At 70.3% G+C, this 16,187-nt stretch carries 13 protein-coding genes; 4 read left to right on the top strand and 9 right to left on the bottom strand.

Annotated features, from left to right (window positions below; all coding sequences use genetic code 11):
- Positions 1-13 precede the first annotated feature (13 nt).
- Together OG746_RS41610 and OG746_RS41605 are read right to left on the bottom strand one after the other, a co-directional pair.
- Positions 14-1,609, bottom strand: a complete 1,596-nt coding sequence (locus OG746_RS41610; protein ID WP_266724240.1) for a peptide ABC transporter substrate-binding protein — start codon at positions 1,607-1,609, stop codon at positions 14-16.
- Positions 1,610-1,679: 70 nt separating this feature from the next.
- Positions 1,680-3,209 (bottom strand): AfsR/SARP family transcriptional regulator, encoded by a 1,530-nt coding sequence (locus tag OG746_RS41605; RefSeq protein WP_266724239.1) that lies wholly within the window; start codon positions 3,207-3,209, stop codon positions 1,680-1,682.
- Positions 3,210-3,560: 351 nt separating this feature from the next.
- Between OG746_RS41605 and OG746_RS41600 the strand changes: the two genes are divergently transcribed.
- Positions 3,561-4,310 (top strand): FadR/GntR family transcriptional regulator, encoded by a 750-nt coding sequence (locus tag OG746_RS41600; RefSeq protein WP_266724237.1) that lies wholly within the window; start codon positions 3,561-3,563, stop codon positions 4,308-4,310.
- A 6-nt stretch (positions 4,311-4,316) separates the two neighbouring features.
- On the opposite strand, the gene OG746_RS41595 is transcribed toward OG746_RS41600, so the two are convergent.
- The 7 genes from OG746_RS41595 to OG746_RS41565 all read right to left on the bottom strand — a co-directional run bounded on the left by OG746_RS41595 (position 4,317) and on the right by OG746_RS41565 (position 12,592).
- Entirely contained in the window at positions 4,317-5,921 is a 1,605-nt protein-coding gene (locus tag OG746_RS41595; protein WP_266724235.1) for a peptide ABC transporter substrate-binding protein, read from the bottom strand.
- 321 nt (positions 5,922-6,242) lie between these two features.
- Positions 6,243-6,746, bottom strand: a complete 504-nt coding sequence (locus tag OG746_RS41590) for a ribose-5-phosphate isomerase (protein WP_266724233.1) — start codon at positions 6,744-6,746, stop codon at positions 6,243-6,245.
- Complete coding sequence (locus OG746_RS41585; RefSeq protein WP_266724232.1) at positions 6,743-8,503, bottom strand: dihydroxyacetone kinase family protein; 1,761 nt, start codon at positions 8,501-8,503, stop codon at positions 6,743-6,745. The genes OG746_RS41590 and OG746_RS41585 overlap by 4 nt, the downstream gene beginning before the upstream one ends.
- 58 nt (positions 8,504-8,561) lie before the next feature.
- Positions 8,562-9,896, bottom strand: coding sequence for an MFS transporter (locus OG746_RS41580; RefSeq protein ID WP_266724230.1), 1,335 nt, complete (start codon positions 9,894-9,896; stop codon positions 8,562-8,564).
- Positions 9,893-11,002 (bottom strand): alcohol dehydrogenase catalytic domain-containing protein, encoded by a 1,110-nt coding sequence (locus tag OG746_RS41575; RefSeq protein ID WP_323179743.1) that lies wholly within the window; start codon positions 11,000-11,002, stop codon positions 9,893-9,895. Before OG746_RS41575 ends, OG746_RS41580 begins: the two co-directional genes overlap by 4 nt.
- A 162-nt stretch (positions 11,003-11,164) precedes the next feature.
- Positions 11,165-11,989 (bottom strand): DeoR/GlpR family DNA-binding transcription regulator, encoded by an 825-nt coding sequence (locus OG746_RS41570; RefSeq protein ID WP_266724226.1) that lies wholly within the window; start codon positions 11,987-11,989, stop codon positions 11,165-11,167.
- A gap of 66 nt (positions 11,990-12,055) precedes the next feature.
- A complete protein-coding gene (locus OG746_RS41565) occupies positions 12,056-12,592 on the bottom strand; it encodes a CGNR zinc finger domain-containing protein (RefSeq protein ID WP_266724224.1) in 537 nt (178 codons plus the stop codon).
- An 85-nt stretch (positions 12,593-12,677) separates the two neighbouring features.
- Here OG746_RS41565 and OG746_RS41560 point away from each other — a divergent pair, with 85 nt between their 5' ends.
- From OG746_RS41560 to OG746_RS41550, 3 genes are all read left to right on the top strand, one after another.
- Complete coding sequence (locus OG746_RS41560; RefSeq protein ID WP_266724222.1) at positions 12,678-13,562, top strand: EamA family transporter; 885 nt, start codon at positions 12,678-12,680, stop codon at positions 13,560-13,562.
- A 124-nt stretch (positions 13,563-13,686) separates the two neighbouring features.
- The gene (locus OG746_RS41555; protein WP_266724220.1) at positions 13,687-14,985 is read left to right on the top strand and encodes an MFS transporter; all 1,299 of its coding nucleotides are present in this window, start codon (positions 13,687-13,689) and stop codon (positions 14,983-14,985) included.
- A gap of 305 nt (positions 14,986-15,290) precedes the next feature.
- Positions 15,291-16,121 carry a hypothetical protein gene (locus OG746_RS41550; RefSeq protein ID WP_266724218.1) on the top strand — a complete coding sequence of 277 codons (831 nt, stop codon included), beginning with the start codon at positions 15,291-15,293 and terminating at the stop codon, positions 16,119-16,121.
- The last annotated feature ends 66 nt before the right edge of the window (positions 16,122-16,187 follow it).

Raw genomic sequence — 16,187 nt, 5'->3', positions numbered from 1 at the left:
GGTGTCGGGGAGTTCAGCGGGAGACGGTCGACCAGACCGGATTGAGCCCGGCGTACGGGGAGTCCAGCGGCTCGACCCCGGGCGAGTGCAGATAGGCGTCGGGCTTGTGGTACAGCGGGATCATGGGCATCTGCTCGGCCTCGAGGTCCTCTGCGGCCTGGTACTTCTTGATGGCGGCGGCCGGGTCCGCGAGCGCGTTGCCCTCGTCGATCAGCTTGTCGAGGGCGGGGTTGCTGTAGCGGGCGCCGTTCACGTCGCCGTGGCTGCCGGCGATGGGAGTGAGCCAGTCCTCGATGGACGGGTAGTCGTGGCCCCAGCCGGCCAGGTACATCCCGTCGACCTTGCCCTTGCTGAACAGGCCGCTGAGGTCGAGGGCGGGCTTGCCGACGTAGGCGACCTTGATGCCGAGGTTCTGCCGCCACATGTTGCCCAGTGCCTCGGCGAAGACACGCTGCCCGGGGTCGTCGCTGTTGTAGTACATCTTCAGCGTGCCCGGGAAGCCGCCCGCCTGCTTCAGGAGCGCCTTGGCCTTGGCGACGTCCAACGTGCAGGCGTCACAGGTGTGTTCGCGGTGTCCGGGCAGCGAGGGCGCGGTGAACGAGGTGGCGGGGAAGGATCCCGCGCGCAGCTTGGTCAGCGCCTTGCGGTCCAGGGCGAGCGACAGGGCGCGGCGCACCTTCGGGTCCTTGTACGGGCCGGAGTTGACCGGCGGGGCGAGGTAGGTCATGTTGACCGCGGCCTTGGACACGGCGCCCTTGCCAGGGGCGTCCTTCTTGTAGGTGTCGCTCTTGGTGTCGGGGACGATGGTGTAGTCCACGCTGCCCGCGAGGAACTCGTTGTAGGCGGTCTCCGGGTTGGAGAAGAACCGGTAGGTGAGCTGGTCCGCTTCCGGGCCCTTGAGCGGGTACCTCTTGTTGCGGACCATGACGACCGGCTGTCCGGCCTTCCACTGGGACTTGAGCTTGTACGGCCCGTAGCCGATCGGCTTGTGGTCGTAGGCGTCGGGGTCCTTGAGCACCTCGGGTGCGAGCGCGACGGAGCCGTAGTACATCAGCGTCGTCGGGTACGGGGAGAAGGCCTTGTCGAGCGTGACCCGGAAGGTGAGGTCATTGATCACCTTCAGGCCCGACATCGTTGTCTTCTTGGGTTTGCCACTCGCCGGGTTGAGGTCGTCGTAGCCCTTGATGCGGCTGAAGAAGCCATTGTTCTTGTAGCCGTGGGGCGCGTAGGCCGTGTAGTTCCAGGTGTCTACGAACGCCTTGGCGGTCAGCTTCTCGCCGTTGGTGAACGTCCAGCCCGGTGTGAGCTTGATGGTCCAGGTTCTGGCGTCCTTGGAGGTGACCGAGTCGGCCACCACGTACTTCAGCTTGCCGGTTTTCTGGTCGAGGTCGGTGAGCGGAGCCCACATGGCCCAGGCGAGCTGGATGCTGGTGGAGCTGTTGTCCTTGGCCGGGTTGATGGCGGGTATCTCGTTCTTCGTCGCGACGACGACGGACTTCTTGCCGCCCGAGGCACCGTCGTCGGAACTGCTCCCGGACGAGCAGGCAGTGGCGGCGACGGCCACCGCGAGGGCGGTGACGGCGTGGGCCGCATGACGGGATCGACGCATGCGCTTCTCCTTGGTGTCTCGGGGGTGTGTGGCCTGCGGGTGATGCTCGGCAACGAGGACCGGTGGGCAGTCAGCCGGCGCGCGAGCCGGGAGAATCCAACCGGTCGGCCAGTAACGGCAGTTCCGCCGAGTCCGCGTCGGCGATCCGCGCACCCAGTGCCCGTACGGCCAGCGGCCGACCCGCGCAGACGCGGGCCAGGGTGCGGGCCGCGGCGGGCTGCGCGGCAACCCGGTCGGCGCCGGCCACCCGGGTCAGCATGCGCAGCGACTCCTCTTCGCGCAGATAGGACAGCGGCACGGCCGACCGTCCGGGCAGCGTGGCGAGGCGGGACCGGCTGGTGACCAGCACGGCGCAGCCCGGGCCGCCCGGCAGCAACTGCCGGACCTGCGCCTCGTCATGGGCGTCGTCGAGCAGGAGCAGCAGGCGACGGCGCGCGGTGAGGGTACGGAAGCGGGCCGCGCGGTGTGCGGCACCGTCGGGCAGCTCCGCGGCAGGTACGCCGAGGTCGGTCAGGAGCCGGCCCAGCACGTCGGCGGGTTCGGCCGGGCTCCCGGTGGCACCACCGAGCTCCGCGTACAGCTGGCCGTCCGGGAAGCAGGGTGCGACCTGATGGGCCGCGTGCACGGCGAGGGCCGACTTGCCGACGCCGGGTGGCCCCGTGACCAGGACACTGGGGCCCGCCACGACGCCGTGCGGTGCGGCCAGCAGGTGACGCAGTCGGCCCAGTTCGGACGCACGTCCTGAGAAGTCGGCGATGTCGCGAGGCAGTTGGGCGGGAACGAGGGGCGCAGCTGCGGCGCGGGGCAACAGCCAGGGGTCCGCCGCGAGGATCCGCTCGTGGATACGGGCCAGGCGCGGGCCCGGCGGCACACCGAACTCGCCGAGCAGGGCCCGCCGGATTTCCTGGTAGACCTCCAGCGCCTCCCCCGTCCGACCGCCCCGGTAGAGGGCGAGCATCAGCAGGGCGTGCAGCCGCTCGTGGTGCGGGTGGGCGCGGGACAGGGGTCTCAGCGCCTCGACCGGTTCCTCGGACGCACCGAACTCCAGGAGTACTTCGGCGTGTTCGAGCCGCGCGGCAAGCCGAAGTTCGGCGAGCCGTAGGCGTTCCACCTCGACGAACGGGGCGATCACCCCTGCCAGGGCCTCCTCGCCCGTCCATACGGCCAGCGCTCGCTCGTATCCGGAACGGGCGGCGTCAAGATCGCGGTTGCGGCGGGCGCTGCGGGCCCCGGCCACAGCGTCCTCGAAGCGCCACAGGTCGAGGTCGTCGCGGCCGAGTTCGAGCCCGTACGCGGTGTTGCGGGTGACGAGGACGCGGGGTGAGGTGCGGCGCGGGCGGTCGGGTTCGAGGACCTTGCGCAGGCGGGCCGCGTAGGTCGCCAGGAGTCCGTTGGCGCCGGCCGGGGGGCGCTCGCCCCACAGGGCGGCCACCAACTCGTGCCGTTCCACCGGTCGGCCGCCGTGCAGCAACAGCACGGATAGGAGAGCGAGTTGTTGAGGTGTACCGAGACGGAGCCCGGTACCCGCACGCAGCGCACGGACCGGCCCGAGGACCTCGTAGCGCACGACGTCCCGCCATCCGGTACCAAGCGTTTCCATGCCCTACTCCCTCCCTGCTTCCGGACAGGCGCGGCGCCTCGCACCGGCGCCTCGGACGGCACTGGCGACGGAACCGGTGGGACACGGCGCTCCGACCGCCCTCAGGGCAGCGGATCACCGCGTGCATCATCACTCCCGACTCACTCGTGACCAAGGAGTCATCTGATGAATGCGGGAATCTTGGCAGGTGCCCGCCACCGGCACAACCCCTCTTGCTCGGCATTCAATATGCCCCCCATGGCCAGGAGTTGAAGTCATACGATGACTCACCGGCTGGCTACAGTGCTCCGAACGTCGGCGCCGCACTGGATACTCGGCGGACCGCGCCGGACCTCAGGGGGAGGAAAACCGATGTCGGCAGTGGAGAAGGCGTTCCACGGACTGCGCCACATGATCGCCACGGAGCGTCTGGGACCCGGCGAGCGGATACCCGCCGAGGCCGACCTGTGCGCCGAACTGGGGGTGTCCCGGGGCTCGTTGCGCGAGGCCGTGCGCATGCTCGCGGCCCTGGGCGTGATCGAGCCGCGGCACGGCTCCGGCACCTACGTCTCCGGCCTTCGACCCCAGGATCTGATCGGCAGCCTGTCACTCACGGTGGATCTGCTGCCGCTGGCAGGGCTGCTCGAGATGTACGAGATCCGGCGGCTGCTCGAGGGGCACGCCGCGGCGCGTGCGGCGGCGCGCCGCACCGAGGACGACGTGCGGATTCTCAACGGCCTTGTCGATGCGATGGAGTTGACGGACGATCCCGACAAGGCCTCGGCGCTCGACCACGACTTCCACTGCGAGATCGCGCGGATCGGCGGGAACCCGACGCTCGCCGCGCTGATCTCGGTCTTCCGCTCCCGTTCCCGCAAGTACCAGATCTTCACCTTGCCCGAGGGCCGGCACCTGCGACGCCGCAGCGACGAGGGGCACCGCGAGCTGGCCCGGGCGATCTCCGACCGCGATCCGGCGGCGGCGACCTGCGCGGCCCACACGCATGTGGCCCAGGCCGAACACTGGCTGCGCGAACTGATGCCGGCGGTCGGCGGGCCCGACGGCGAAGCCGGCCCCGCACCGGCCGCGACGCGGGACGGTACGGGGCCGGCGGGGGGCTGATGGCGGTCAGCGCGTGAGGGTGGACCGGATCGGATCGACGCCCGCGTAAGGGGAGTTGAGCGGTTCGACACCCTTGGCGTGCAGGTAGATGGGGCTGACGACGGACAGCGGGATGATCGGCATGTCCGCGGCGGCCATGTCCTCCACCTTCTGGTACGCCTTGATCGCCCGCTGCTGGTCGGCGATGCCGTTCGCCTTCTGCAGCGCCTTGTCGACCTCGGGGTTGTCGTACTTACCGGTGTTGACATCACCGTAGGAGGCGAAGACCGGGGTGAGGTAGTCCTCGATCGACGGGTAGTCGTGGCCCCAGCCCTGCATGCGGACGCCGTCGAGCTTGCCGGCTTCGTCCAGCTTGCCGATCTCGCTGCCCGGCTGGCCGTCGTACTTGACCTTGATGCCGAGCTTCTGGCGCCACATGTTGCCGATCGCCTCCGCGTAGACCTGGCTGCCGGAGTCATCGGTGGAGTAGTAGATCTTCAGCGCGCCGGGGAATCCGCCCGCCTCGCTCAGCAGCTTCTTCGCCTTGGCCACGTCCAGCTTGCAGTCACCACAGGTGTCGTCGCGGTGGCCCGCGATGCTCGAAGGCGTGAAGGACTTCGACGGGACGCTGCCGGGCTTCACCTTGGCGAGCGCGGCCCGGTCCAGGGCGAGCGACAGGGCCCGGCGCACCTTGAGGTTGTCGTACGGCTTCACGTTGACGTGCAGGACCAGATAGCCCGTCTGGTTGGCCGCCTTGGCCTGCAGATACCGGCCAGCAGCCTCCTGCTTGTACGTGTCCATCTTGGACGTCGGCAGCGGCGCGAAGTCGAGGTTCCCGGCGAGGAACTCGTTGTAGCCCGTCTCCGGGTTGGCGAAGAACCGGAAAGTGATCGACTCTGCCTCGGGAGCGTCCCCGCCCTTGTAGCCCTTGTTGCGCACCAAATTGACCGGCTGCCCGGGCTTCCAGGCGCCGTCCAGCTTGTACGCCCCGTAGCCGATCGGCTTGTGGGTGTACTTCTCCGGGTCCTTCAGGGCTTCGGAGGCGAGCGCCGTGGCACCGAGATAGCTGAGGGTCGTGGGGTAGGGCGAGAACGGCTGCTTCAGCTTCACCTGGAACGTGAGATCGTCGATGACCTTCAGGCCGGAGAGCGTGTCCCGCTTCGGCTTCCCCTTCGCCGGGTTGAGCGCCTCGTAGCCCTCGACCCGCTGGAAGAAGCCGTTGTTGGCGAAGCCGTTCGGCCCGTACGCGGTGTAGTTCCACGTGTCCACGAAGGACTTCGCGGTGAGCTTCTCGCCGTTGGTGAAGGTCCAGCCGGGCTTGATCTTGATGGTCCAGGTCCTGGCGTCCTTGGACTTGATCGAGTCGGCGACCACATTGCGCAGGTGGCCGTCCTTCGGATCGACCTGTGTGAGCGGCGCCCACAGCGCGGACTCGATCTGGATCCCGGTCGCGCCGAGATCGTTCTGCGGGATCAGGTGCGGCACCTCCGCGGCGGTGCCGATGGTGAGGTGCTTGCCTCCGGCTCCGCCGCCCGAGCTGTCCGAGCCTCCGGAGCCGCCCGAACAGGCAGCCAGGGAGAGTGTCAGAGCCGCGGCCGCCACCGCACCACCGACGCTGCGTGTTCGTCTCATCGAAGCTCCTCGCGGGTGACGGAACGGGCCCGGGCCCCCGCCACGTCGACATCTGGTGAACGGGCGGCGACGGTAGAGAGGCGTCCGATCGCACGTCAAGGACGCCGGACGCCTCCGCGTCCGGCGTCCCGCGGCGGCATGTCCCGTGTTCGGCGACTGTCCGCGAGGAAGATTTCCGACGTCTCGGATGGGAGGGGGCATCCAAGGGCATCGATGGGCGGCTTGGTGTCACGCACCGTCAACTCTGCGGCGGAGGAGCAGATTACGCGCGTGACGCGGGACGCGTGAGGACGTCCATTCGGCGTCCATCGCCGTCCCTCCTCAGCACTCCGTGAACCCCACCCCCTCCGGCACCGCCCCGCCGGGATCCGCCTCATAGCGGCTCAGTGCCGCCACCTTCTCCGCCGAGGAGCTGGACGGGTCGAAGCGGTGTTCCAGCCACTCGGAGGTGAGTTTGCGGGCCAGTTCGAGGCCGACCACGCGCTGGCCCATGCACAGCACCTGCGCGTTGTTGCTCTTCACCGAGCGTTCCACGGAGTACACGTCGTGGGCGGTCACCGCGCGGATGCCGGGGACCTTGTTCGCGGAGATCGCCACGCCGAGGCCCGTGCCGCAGATGAGCAGGGCGCGGTCGGCGCGGTCCTCGGCGACGAGGCGGGCCGCGGCCACGCCGATGTGCGGGTAGGCGGTCGTGCCGTCGGCCTCCACGCCGACGTCGAGTACCTCGGAGACGCGAGGGTCGGCCTGGAGGTCGGCCTTGATGCGCTCCTTGTACTCGAAGCCGGCGTCGTCGCAGCCGACGACCAGACGCAGCCGGTCCGTCATGCCGTTGTCACTCCCTGTCGGTTCTGTTCGTGTGACTGATCGTGTGTCTGGCCCTCTGCGTGCGGCGGCTTGGCCAGCGCCGTCACGATCAGGGCCAGCGAGGTCGCTCCCGCGTCGGGTGTGCCCAGGCTGCGCTCCGCGAGCGGTCGGGCCCTGCCGATCTTGGGGCGCAGGTCCTTCGTCGCCTCGGCGGCGTGGGTCGCCGCCTCCGCCGCCGCGCGCCAGGCCTCGGCCGGGTCGACGCCGGAGTCCGTTGCCTCTTGCAGTGTGTCGGCGAACGGGAGCAGGGCGTCGAGCATGGTCTTGTCGCCCGGTGTCGCCCGGCCCAGGTCGCCGATCGCGTCGGCGAACGCCCGTACGCCCGTGGCGACATCGGCGGCCGTGTAGGACTCCGCCCCGTCGTCCAGTGAGCGTCCGAACGCCTCCAGTGCCGCGCCCCAGAGCACACCCGAGGTGCCGCCCGCGTACTCGGCCCAGGACTGGCCCGCCTGCCGCAGCAGCCATCCGGCGCCGGCCTCCCGGCTCGCCTGTTCGGCCCGCTCCGCGGCGAACCGGGCGCCCCGGACCATGCCGCGGCCGTGGTCGCCGTCTCCGGCAACCGCGTCGATGCGGCCCAGTTCCTCCTCGTTGTCCACCATCGTGCGGTGGATGGCGGAGAGGGCCGAGCGTATGTCGTCCGCCAACTCCCTTGCTGCAGGGGATGATTCGGGGATTTCGGTGACGGCCGCCGCGCCGCCGTTCGCGTCGGCAGCGTGCAGGCCGGTCAGCGGTGCGCGTGCCTTGCGGTACGCCGGGGTGTAGGCGTCGGCGCGCCAGCGCGGCTCGAGGTCCTCGTCCAGCCACATCAGGGTGAGCGAGCAGCCACCCATGTCGAGGCTGGTCACCAGCTCGCCCACCTCGGGGTCGACGATCTCGATCCCGCGCTCCCGCAGTCGCGCGGACACCCGGCCCCAGAGCAGGAAGAGTTCCTCGTACTTGGTGGCACCGAGGCCGTTCAGGATCGCGCCCACTCGGCGGCTCGAGGAGGCGGGTGTCTCCTGGAGGACGCGTTCCACGAGGAGCGCCGCCAACTCGTCGGCCTTCAGCATCGGTACGTCCTCGATGCCGGGCTCGCCGTGGATGCCGAGGCCGAGGCCCAGGTGTCCCTCGGGTACCTCGAAGAGCGGCTCCCCCGCGCCCGGCAGCGTACAGCCGGAGAAGGCCACGCCCAGGCTGCGCGTCGCGGCGTTGGCGGCGCGGCCGAGGCGTTCCACCTCGTCGAGGTCGAGGCCCTCTGCCGCCGCCGCGCCCATCACCTTGAAGACCGTGAAGTCACCCGCGATGCCCCGGCGCTTGCCCTCTTCCTCGGCCGACGCCACATCATCGGTGACGATCACGATCCGGGTGTCGATGCCTTCGGCGTTGAGCCGCTCCGCGGCGATCCGGAAGTTGAGCACGTCCCCGGCGTAGTTGCCGAAGCTGAGGATCACTCCCCTTCCCTGGTCGGCGGCCTTCGCGACCGAGTAGACCTGGGTGGCCGACGGCGAGGTGAAGACGTTGCCCACCACCGCGCCGTGGGCCATGCCCGGTCCGACCGTTCCGCAGAAGGCCGGGTAGTGGCCCGAGCCGCCGCCGATGACGACCGCCACCTGTGGCTGTTCGCCGCGGTGCGCGACGACACCTCCGGGCACTCCGCGCAACCGGTCCGCGTACAGGTCGAGAAAGCCGGCCAGTTGGTCCTCGGCGAAGTTCGCCGGGTCGTCGAAGAGTCTGGTCACGAGAGAACCTCCAAAACAACTACGGTGCGTCGCGCGTCGGTACGCGGTCGGGGGCAGGTCAGCGGGCCATGACGGCTCCGGCCTGCTCCTCCTCTGAACTGGGCTCGCTCTGGCGCACGTTGAGGAACGAGACCATCACGAAGGCCGCGCCGTACAGCACGACGAACGCCCACACCACTCCTGCGTTGCCGAGGCCGACGGAGAGCACGGCGGCGACCACCGCGGAGCCGAGGAACGAGGCACCACCGGCCGCCGTGGTGTACATGGCCATGGCCGCGCCCTTGAACTCCGCCGGCACGAGCGCCGGCATGATCGCGCCCATCGGTACGAACCCGGCGAGCAGGCAGCCGAACACACAGCCCGCGACGACGGACACCCAGAAGCCCCAGGTGGAACCGGCGGGCACCATCTGCGGCACGTACCACCAGGCGAGCAGGCCGATGGAGGAGCCGAACACACCGAACCACTGCACGGTGCGGCGCCAGCCCCAGCGGTCGCCGATGGCGCCGAACAGGGCGTTGACGAGGATGTTCGTCGCGTAGACGAGGACGGTCATGGTGAGCCAGCGGCTCTGTCCCCAGCCGCGGTCGTCCGCGATCACTCCGGGCAGGATGATGAACATGCCGTACTGGGGCGCGGTGTTGATGAGCCGCACGAGGAAGCCCATAAGGACCTTGGGCTGATGTGCCGTCAGGCGCACTCCTGCAGACAGGACTTCGAAGGACGACTTGTCGGCCGGGGCCACCCGCTGCGACCCGTGCGGCTCCTTGACGGCGAACCGGGCGATCAGGAAACCGATCACCACCAGCGCCGTCGAGGCCGCCATGGCGCCCGTCTCGCCGCCGGTCGAACCGCCGAACGCCGGGATCATACCGAGTGCGAACAGCGAGCCCAGCGTGGGCAGTCCGCCGGTGAACATGACGTAGAACCAGCCGACCGCGGCGCCGTTGCGCTCCTTCGGCGATACGAGGTTCACCCACACCAGGAAGGCGAACGCGAACAGCGGGTAGCCGAAGCCACGCAGGAAGTAGGTCAGGAAGACCATGGGCATGCTGCCGGCGGCGAGGCCCGCCAGGAACAGCGCCTCGAACACGACCCACACCACGGTGCCGAGCAGCATGACCCGCCGCGGGCCCCACAGGTCGGTGAGGGCTCCGGAGAGGTAGCTGCCGACCAGTACGGACACGCCGTACATGGAGATGATGGTGCTGGCCGTCGCGGTGGAGCTGCCCAGGACGTGCTCGATGTGCGGGGCGATGAAGTTGGACTCGGTGCCGTTGCCGGTCATGAAGACCAGGACGGCGACGAAGCCCCAGCGCAACGAGTGGGGTATGCCCATGCGGTCGAGCCGGGTCTCGGGGGCCTTCACGGCCCCGGTGGCCGCCGCAGTCACGCGATCACCGCGTCGGACTCGGCGTTCGGCAGGATGGACACCTTCACGGAGGCACCGGAGGTGTCGGCGACCAGGTCGAGCGCCTTCTGGAAGTCGGCCAGGCCGAACTGGTGGGTGCAGATGTCGTCGACCGGCACCTTGCCCTCCTCGAGGAGGCGGATCGCCGCTGGCCAGCAGTGCGGGCCCAAGTGGGCGCCGCGGACGTCGAGTTCCTTGTCGTCGGAGATGATCGACCAGTCGACCGTGACGTCCGAGCCGAAGACCGAGTACTCGACGTACGTGCCCAGCTTGCGCAGCAGGTTCAGGCCCTGCGCGACCGCGGGCGTCGCGCCGGTGCCCTCCAGGTAGACGTCAGCGCCGTAGCCGTCGGTCATCTCCTTGACGCGTGCGACGACGTCTTCCTTGGCGGGGTTGAGGACGATGTCGGCGCCCGTGCGGCGGCCCAGTTCGAGCTTGTTGTCGTCCAGGTCGAGCGCGATGATCTTGAGCGGGTTCTTCTGCCGCGCGCCCGCGATGAGGCCCAGGCCGATCGGCCCGCAGCCGGCGACCACCACGACGTCCTCGAAGTGGATGTCGGCGCGCTCCACCGCGTGCAGCGCGCAGGACAGCGGCTCCGCGTACGCGGCGTGGTGCGGCGCGAGGTCGTGCGAGACCTTGTGGGCGCGGGCCTTCGGCGGAATCACCATGTACTGCGCCATGGCGCCGTGGTGGTTGCGGAAGCCGAACATGTCGTGCGGGCCGCACATCCAGTACTGACCGCGCCGACAGTAACGGCACTCCTCGCACGGCACGATCTGCTCGCACGCGATGCGGTCACCGACGCTCACCTGCTGGGCGGCAAGCGCGGCGTCGTCGCCCGCGACCACCACGCCGACGAACTCGTGACCGGGGATGATGCCGCGCTGCGCCCATGCCGGGCGGTTCTCGTCGCCCCAGAACTTGGGGGCGCCGTGGTAGCACTTGAGGTCGCTCGCGCACACCCCCACCGCCTCGGTCCGCAACAGCAGTTCGCCGGGGCCCGGTGTGGGGACATCGACTTCCTCGAGGCGATAGTCCTCGGGCCCGTGGACTACCACGGCCTGCATTCGCTTCGGCACACTGATCACTACTACCTCCATTGGCAGTCGGCTCTTGCGCGGATGAGATGCGGTTGGGGGACACGGATCCGTGGGGGTGGATCCGGTGGGATCACGGTGGCTCGGGGTGGAGCACCGTGGTTCTGGGTGGAGCACGGTGGCTCGGGGTGGGACAGGGTGGTTCGGGGTGGCTCAGGACTCGGGCGGTCCCGGCCGCAGGGCGGCGACCTGCACGGTGACGCCGTCCTCGCGCAGCGCCTCCAACTCGGCCCGGGAGATGCGGTCGTCGACGATCACGAGGTCGAAATCGCTGAGCGGGGCGACCCGGTGCAGGGCCCGTTTCCGGAACTTGGTGTGGTCGACGAGCAGGATCCGGCGCTGGGCGGCCTCCAGGAGCGCCCGCTTGACCAGGATCGCCTCCTGCGACTGGTGGTAGCAGTGGCCGTCCGCGACCGCCGAGGTCGAGATGAACACGGTGTCGGCGCGCAGGGGCTTGATGTGGTCGCAGGTCGCCATGCCCTGGAAGGCGTCGTAGTGCGGGTCGTAACTGCCGCCGAGCGAGATCAGCTCGATGCCGGGGCGGCCCGCAAGGGCGTTGACGATGGCGAGGAAGTTGGTGATGACAGTGAGCGGTCCGCTCTCGGGCAGCGCGCGGGCGAGGGCGAGGGACGTGGTGCTGTCGTCCAGCAGGATCGCCTGACCGCGGTCGATGTGCTCCAGGGCGGCGCCGGCCAGCGCCTTCTTGGCCTCGCCCTGCTGGGTCGTCCGGTAGCGGACGTTGCTCTCGAAGAGCACGGACTGCTGGGCCGTGGCCGCCCCGCGCGTCTTGCGGAGCCACCCCTCATCGGCGAGACGGTCCAGGTCGCGGTGGATCGTCATCACACTGACCCCCAGCTCGCGCGCCAGGTCCTCGATGCGGGCCGAGCCCAGCTCGAGCACCCGGTCACGGATGCGCTCCTGGCGCGCCTGTGGGTTCAGCAACTCTGCTGAACCCGTGGGGACTTCATCGGGGCTCACAGCGATTCCTTCCTGCCGTCGCCCGACAAGCTAACAGCGGACCCCTCAAACACAACACCCCTCGTGTTAGGAATGTGTTCTGTCTTGTGATGCGCGACCCCGATCGCGGTGCCGGGCCACGGCGTCGTTGTTGGCGCAGCGCACCGAGCAGTAGGCGCGGCGGCCGTTGCGGGAGGTGTCGACGAAGGCCAGGGCGCAGCTCCGGCGTGCGCAGCGGCCGAGGCGGTCGGCGGCGGAGCAAATGACATAGGCGAGCCCGGCCGCGGTGACCGCGCGGATGTGTGCGGCCGGGTCGGCGCCGATCGCGCTGTAGTGCAGGTGGGGCTGCCCGTCGTGCAGGGAGATCCGGGGGCTGCTCGAGGCGTCCGCGAGGAGTTCGTTGACCGCGTGGCACCGCTCTTCGAGGTCCTGTCGCCCGAAGCACACGGCCAGGCGCCGGCTCCAGTCCCAGATCGACTCGGCCTGCGCGGTGGTGAGTGCGCGGTTCACGACGCCGTGCGCGGCAAGCAGTGTCTCCAGGTCCTCGGGGCGTGGTGTCTCCGTCAGGTTGACCAGGTCGGCGGCCAGCCGGGCGGCCTCGCCGCCGTAATGGTTGAAGTGCATAAGGGCATTACAGCACCGTGTGAGGCGAGCGGTGCCGACGCGCGTCGGCGGCCGGAGGGCGGTGCCGAACGTGTGGAGGACTCCGATGGGCGTGGCAGTGGAGGATCCCCGACCGCGGTCGCGGGGAGTGGCGACGGCGCCGGTGCTGATGCTGGCCCAGATCGCCAGCCTCCAGGTGGGTTCCGCGGTCGCCAAGGGGGCGTACGCGTCCGCGGGTCCCACGGCGCTGGCCGGTATGCGGCTGTTCTTCGCCGCCGTGGTCCTGTGGCTGCTCGTCCGGCCGCGGCTGCGGGGGATCACGGCCCCGCAGTGGCGCGCGGCCGTCGCGCTCGGCCTGGTGCTCGCGGCCATGAACCTGGCCTACTTCCAGGCCATCAGCCGGCTCCCGATCGGCGTGGCCGCGACACTCGAACTGCTCGGCCCGCTGGCCCTGTCGATCGCCCTGGCCCGCCGGATCGAGCATCTCGTGGTGGCGTTGCTGGCCCTGGCGGGCGTACTGCTGCTGGCGGCGCCCGGCGCCTCGCTGCCCGCCGCCGGGCTCCTCCTGGGAGGCGCCGCCGCGGTGTGCCGGGCCGGGTATGTGGTCCTGAGCCGGCGGGTCGGGCGGCTGTTCCCCGACTGGACGGGGCTGACGCTGGCGCTCGCCGTCGGCGCCTGCGTGCTGACCCCGGTCACCGCCGTCACCGACGGCGACCGGGTGGCGGCCCACCCTTCCGTCCTGTTCACCGGGCTCCTTGTGGCGCTGCTGTCCTCGCTGATCCCGTACTCGCTGGACATGACGGTGCTGCGGCGCATCGACGCCCGTGCCTTCGGTGTGCTGCTCGCGCTGAGCCCCGCCGTGGCGGCCGGCATCGGTTTCGTGCTGCTGCACGAGGAGTTGACGGGGCGCCAGCTCGGGGCGGCCGCGTTGATCGTCCTGGCCGGTGTGTGGTCGGTGCGTCGCGCCGCCCGATCCGCCGGGTCTACGTGAAGGTCGAGATGCTGCGTCCACGTAATGGTCGAGATGCTTTGAACCCTGACCCACCACGGGGTCCGTCGGCAGAACTACGCTCGTCCTTGTCCCGCCAGCCCGACGGAAAAGAGGACTGAGTTGCATGGCTGAAGGAACGAGACCGTCCGTCAAGGGAACGAAACCGTCCGTCATACGGTCGCCCGGCATCCCGCCCCTGATGACGGTGGTGCTCTGCTGCTTCTCGGGGTTCGCGCTGCTGCTGCCCGTATCCCCGCAGTGGGCCCTGGACGGAGGGGCCGACGAGTTCGGCGCCGGACTCGTCACCGCCGTCCTGATGGCCATGACGGTCGCCTCCCAGCTCTGCGTCAAGGCCACGCTCCGCAAGCTGGGGTGGTCGCGCACGTTCGCCCTCGGCGCCCTGCTGCTCGGTCTGCCCGCGCCTCTCCAGGCCCTCAGCGACAACCTGTGGCCGATCCTGGCCACCACGGCGCTGCGCGGCGCGGGCTTCGGCATCATGACCGTGTGCGGTGCCACCGCCGTGGCGGCCCTGGCCCCGCGCGGCCGTCAGGGCGCGGCCATCGGCGTGTACGGCCTGTCGATCGCGCTGCCCCAGTTGGTGCTGACCCCGGCGGCGCCGGCCCTCGTCGCGGCGTTCGCCCTGCCCGCGATCCTCGCGTGCGGCATCCTCCCCGTGCTGGCCCTGCCCTTCACTCCCGCCCTGGGACGCGCCCTCGACGCCCACGCCGACACCCCTGCTCCCGACATCCCAGCTCCCGGCTCCTCCGCTCCCGGCCCTTCTTCTCCCCCTACGGCGACGGCGACCACGCTGCGGCGCATCCTGATGCCGGTGACCCTGCTGCTGCTCGTGACGGTGGCCGGGGGCGCGATCCTGACCTTCACCCCGCAGTTCGCCGGCACACCAGGGGCAGCCGCCGGGGCGCTGATCACCTTCACGGCGACCGCGGCGGTGACCCGCTGGAGCTGCGGCGTCCTGGCGGACAGGATCAGCACCCGGCCACTCAACTTCGGCCTGCTGCTTGCGTCGTGCGCCGGCCTCGTCCTCGTCGCCTGGTCCGTCCGTTCCGCTCCTGCCGTCCTCCCAGCCCTGCTTGGTGGACTCCTGCTGTTGGGGGCGGCGTACGGAGGGCTGCAGAGTCTCACCCTCGTGCAGGCGCTCAACCGCGCGGGCACGGAGCACCGACACACCACCTCCGTCGCCTGGAACATCGGCTTCGACGCGGGCACCGGCCTCGGCTCGCTCCTGCTGGGTCTCGCCGCCCAAGTGGCCACGTTCTCCGCCGGCTTCCTCGTGATGGCGGTGGCGACGGCGATCGCGGCGGCCCTGACACTCCGGCCCGGTGGCCGGTCGGCCACTCCCCCGTCGCCCCGCCGCGCGGCAGGTACTCCGGACACGAAGCGGGACTCCCTCTCGGACTGTTAGTCCGGCGTACGCCACGGGGCCTGGTCCAAACGGCAGGCCCCAGGACCGCCCTGGCCGGGCGGGTTCGCGCTACGCTCCCCCGTCCCGTCCGCGTACCGCCGTCTCCGTACGAGCCGCAGCTCCCGGGGCTCCAGGGGCACCGTCACACCCCTGATGCGAGCCCCTGTTCGGAGGGGTCCTGGCTCCTCGCGCCGGGCTCTGACCACCCCGAAAGCAGGGGCCGTTCGGCCCGGCGCCCGGGAACGGAACCGCTGCTAGCCTCCAAAAAGGGCGCCGCATTCTCACGGGGGCAAGGGGGAGCGGCTATGGCCAAGGGTTCATACGAGGCGTACCGGAAGGCGCTCAGCGACGTCTACCGCGGCTGGTGGTCGGCGTGGCCGTTGACGGAGCGCGTGGAGGTCGGCGAGGTGCGCAAGCTGCACCGCACCGGCTCGGTCGCCGCGGGCAGCCTCGCGGACCGGGGCATCGAGGCGAAGCCGCGGCCCGCGGGCGCTCCGGGTGACATCACGTACGACGCAGGGGGCACGGTCGCCGTACATTTCAAGGCCGCGGGGGTCGCCGCGGACGGGTTCTCGACGGTGGCGGCGGCCGAGGCCGGGGCACTGGTGGAATTCCGGGACGAGCACAGCGCCCTGATCGTCTACACCGGTCTCGAACAGTCGGGCCTCGCGGACCTCGCGGAGCTGGCCGATTCCCTGGTGCGGCGACTCTGGCGGGGTGACTGGGACCCGGACCTGCTCGTCGTCTCCGATGTCATCGCCGCCCGCGCCGGCACCGTGCTCATCGCCGACCGGGCGGGCGCCAGCGCCGAGCTGCGGCTCGAAGGGACGGTCGGTCCCGGGCCGTTGCAGCTGGTCGACCTCGCGGGGCGGGGTGCCTTCAGCGCGTCGAGCCGGCTGGGCCTGAACTGGACCGGAACGAATCTCACCCCCTGCTACCGCGTGGTCCGGGTGCGCCGTACCTGGCTGAACCGCGTCAGGGAGGAGTACGGCACACCGCAGCCGGGCCGCGGTCTCGCCGCGGGTCCCGTACCTCCGCTGCTGCTGGACGAGGCCCGGGACGAGGCGGTGGCCGTCATCGAACACGTAGAGCAGGCAGGGGACTTGGAGCACCTGGAGTCGGGGGAACGACTCTAGGCGCGAGCCACCAAGAACACGCGAGGCACCAAGCACAACAGCACACGGCAGGACTTTCGGGGGGGC

The organism is Streptomyces sp. NBC_01016 (assembly GCF_026341035.1).
Taxonomy (GTDB): Bacteria; Actinomycetota; Actinomycetes; order Streptomycetales; family Streptomycetaceae; genus Streptomyces.
This window is presented reverse-complemented; position numbering and strand designations above follow the sequence as displayed.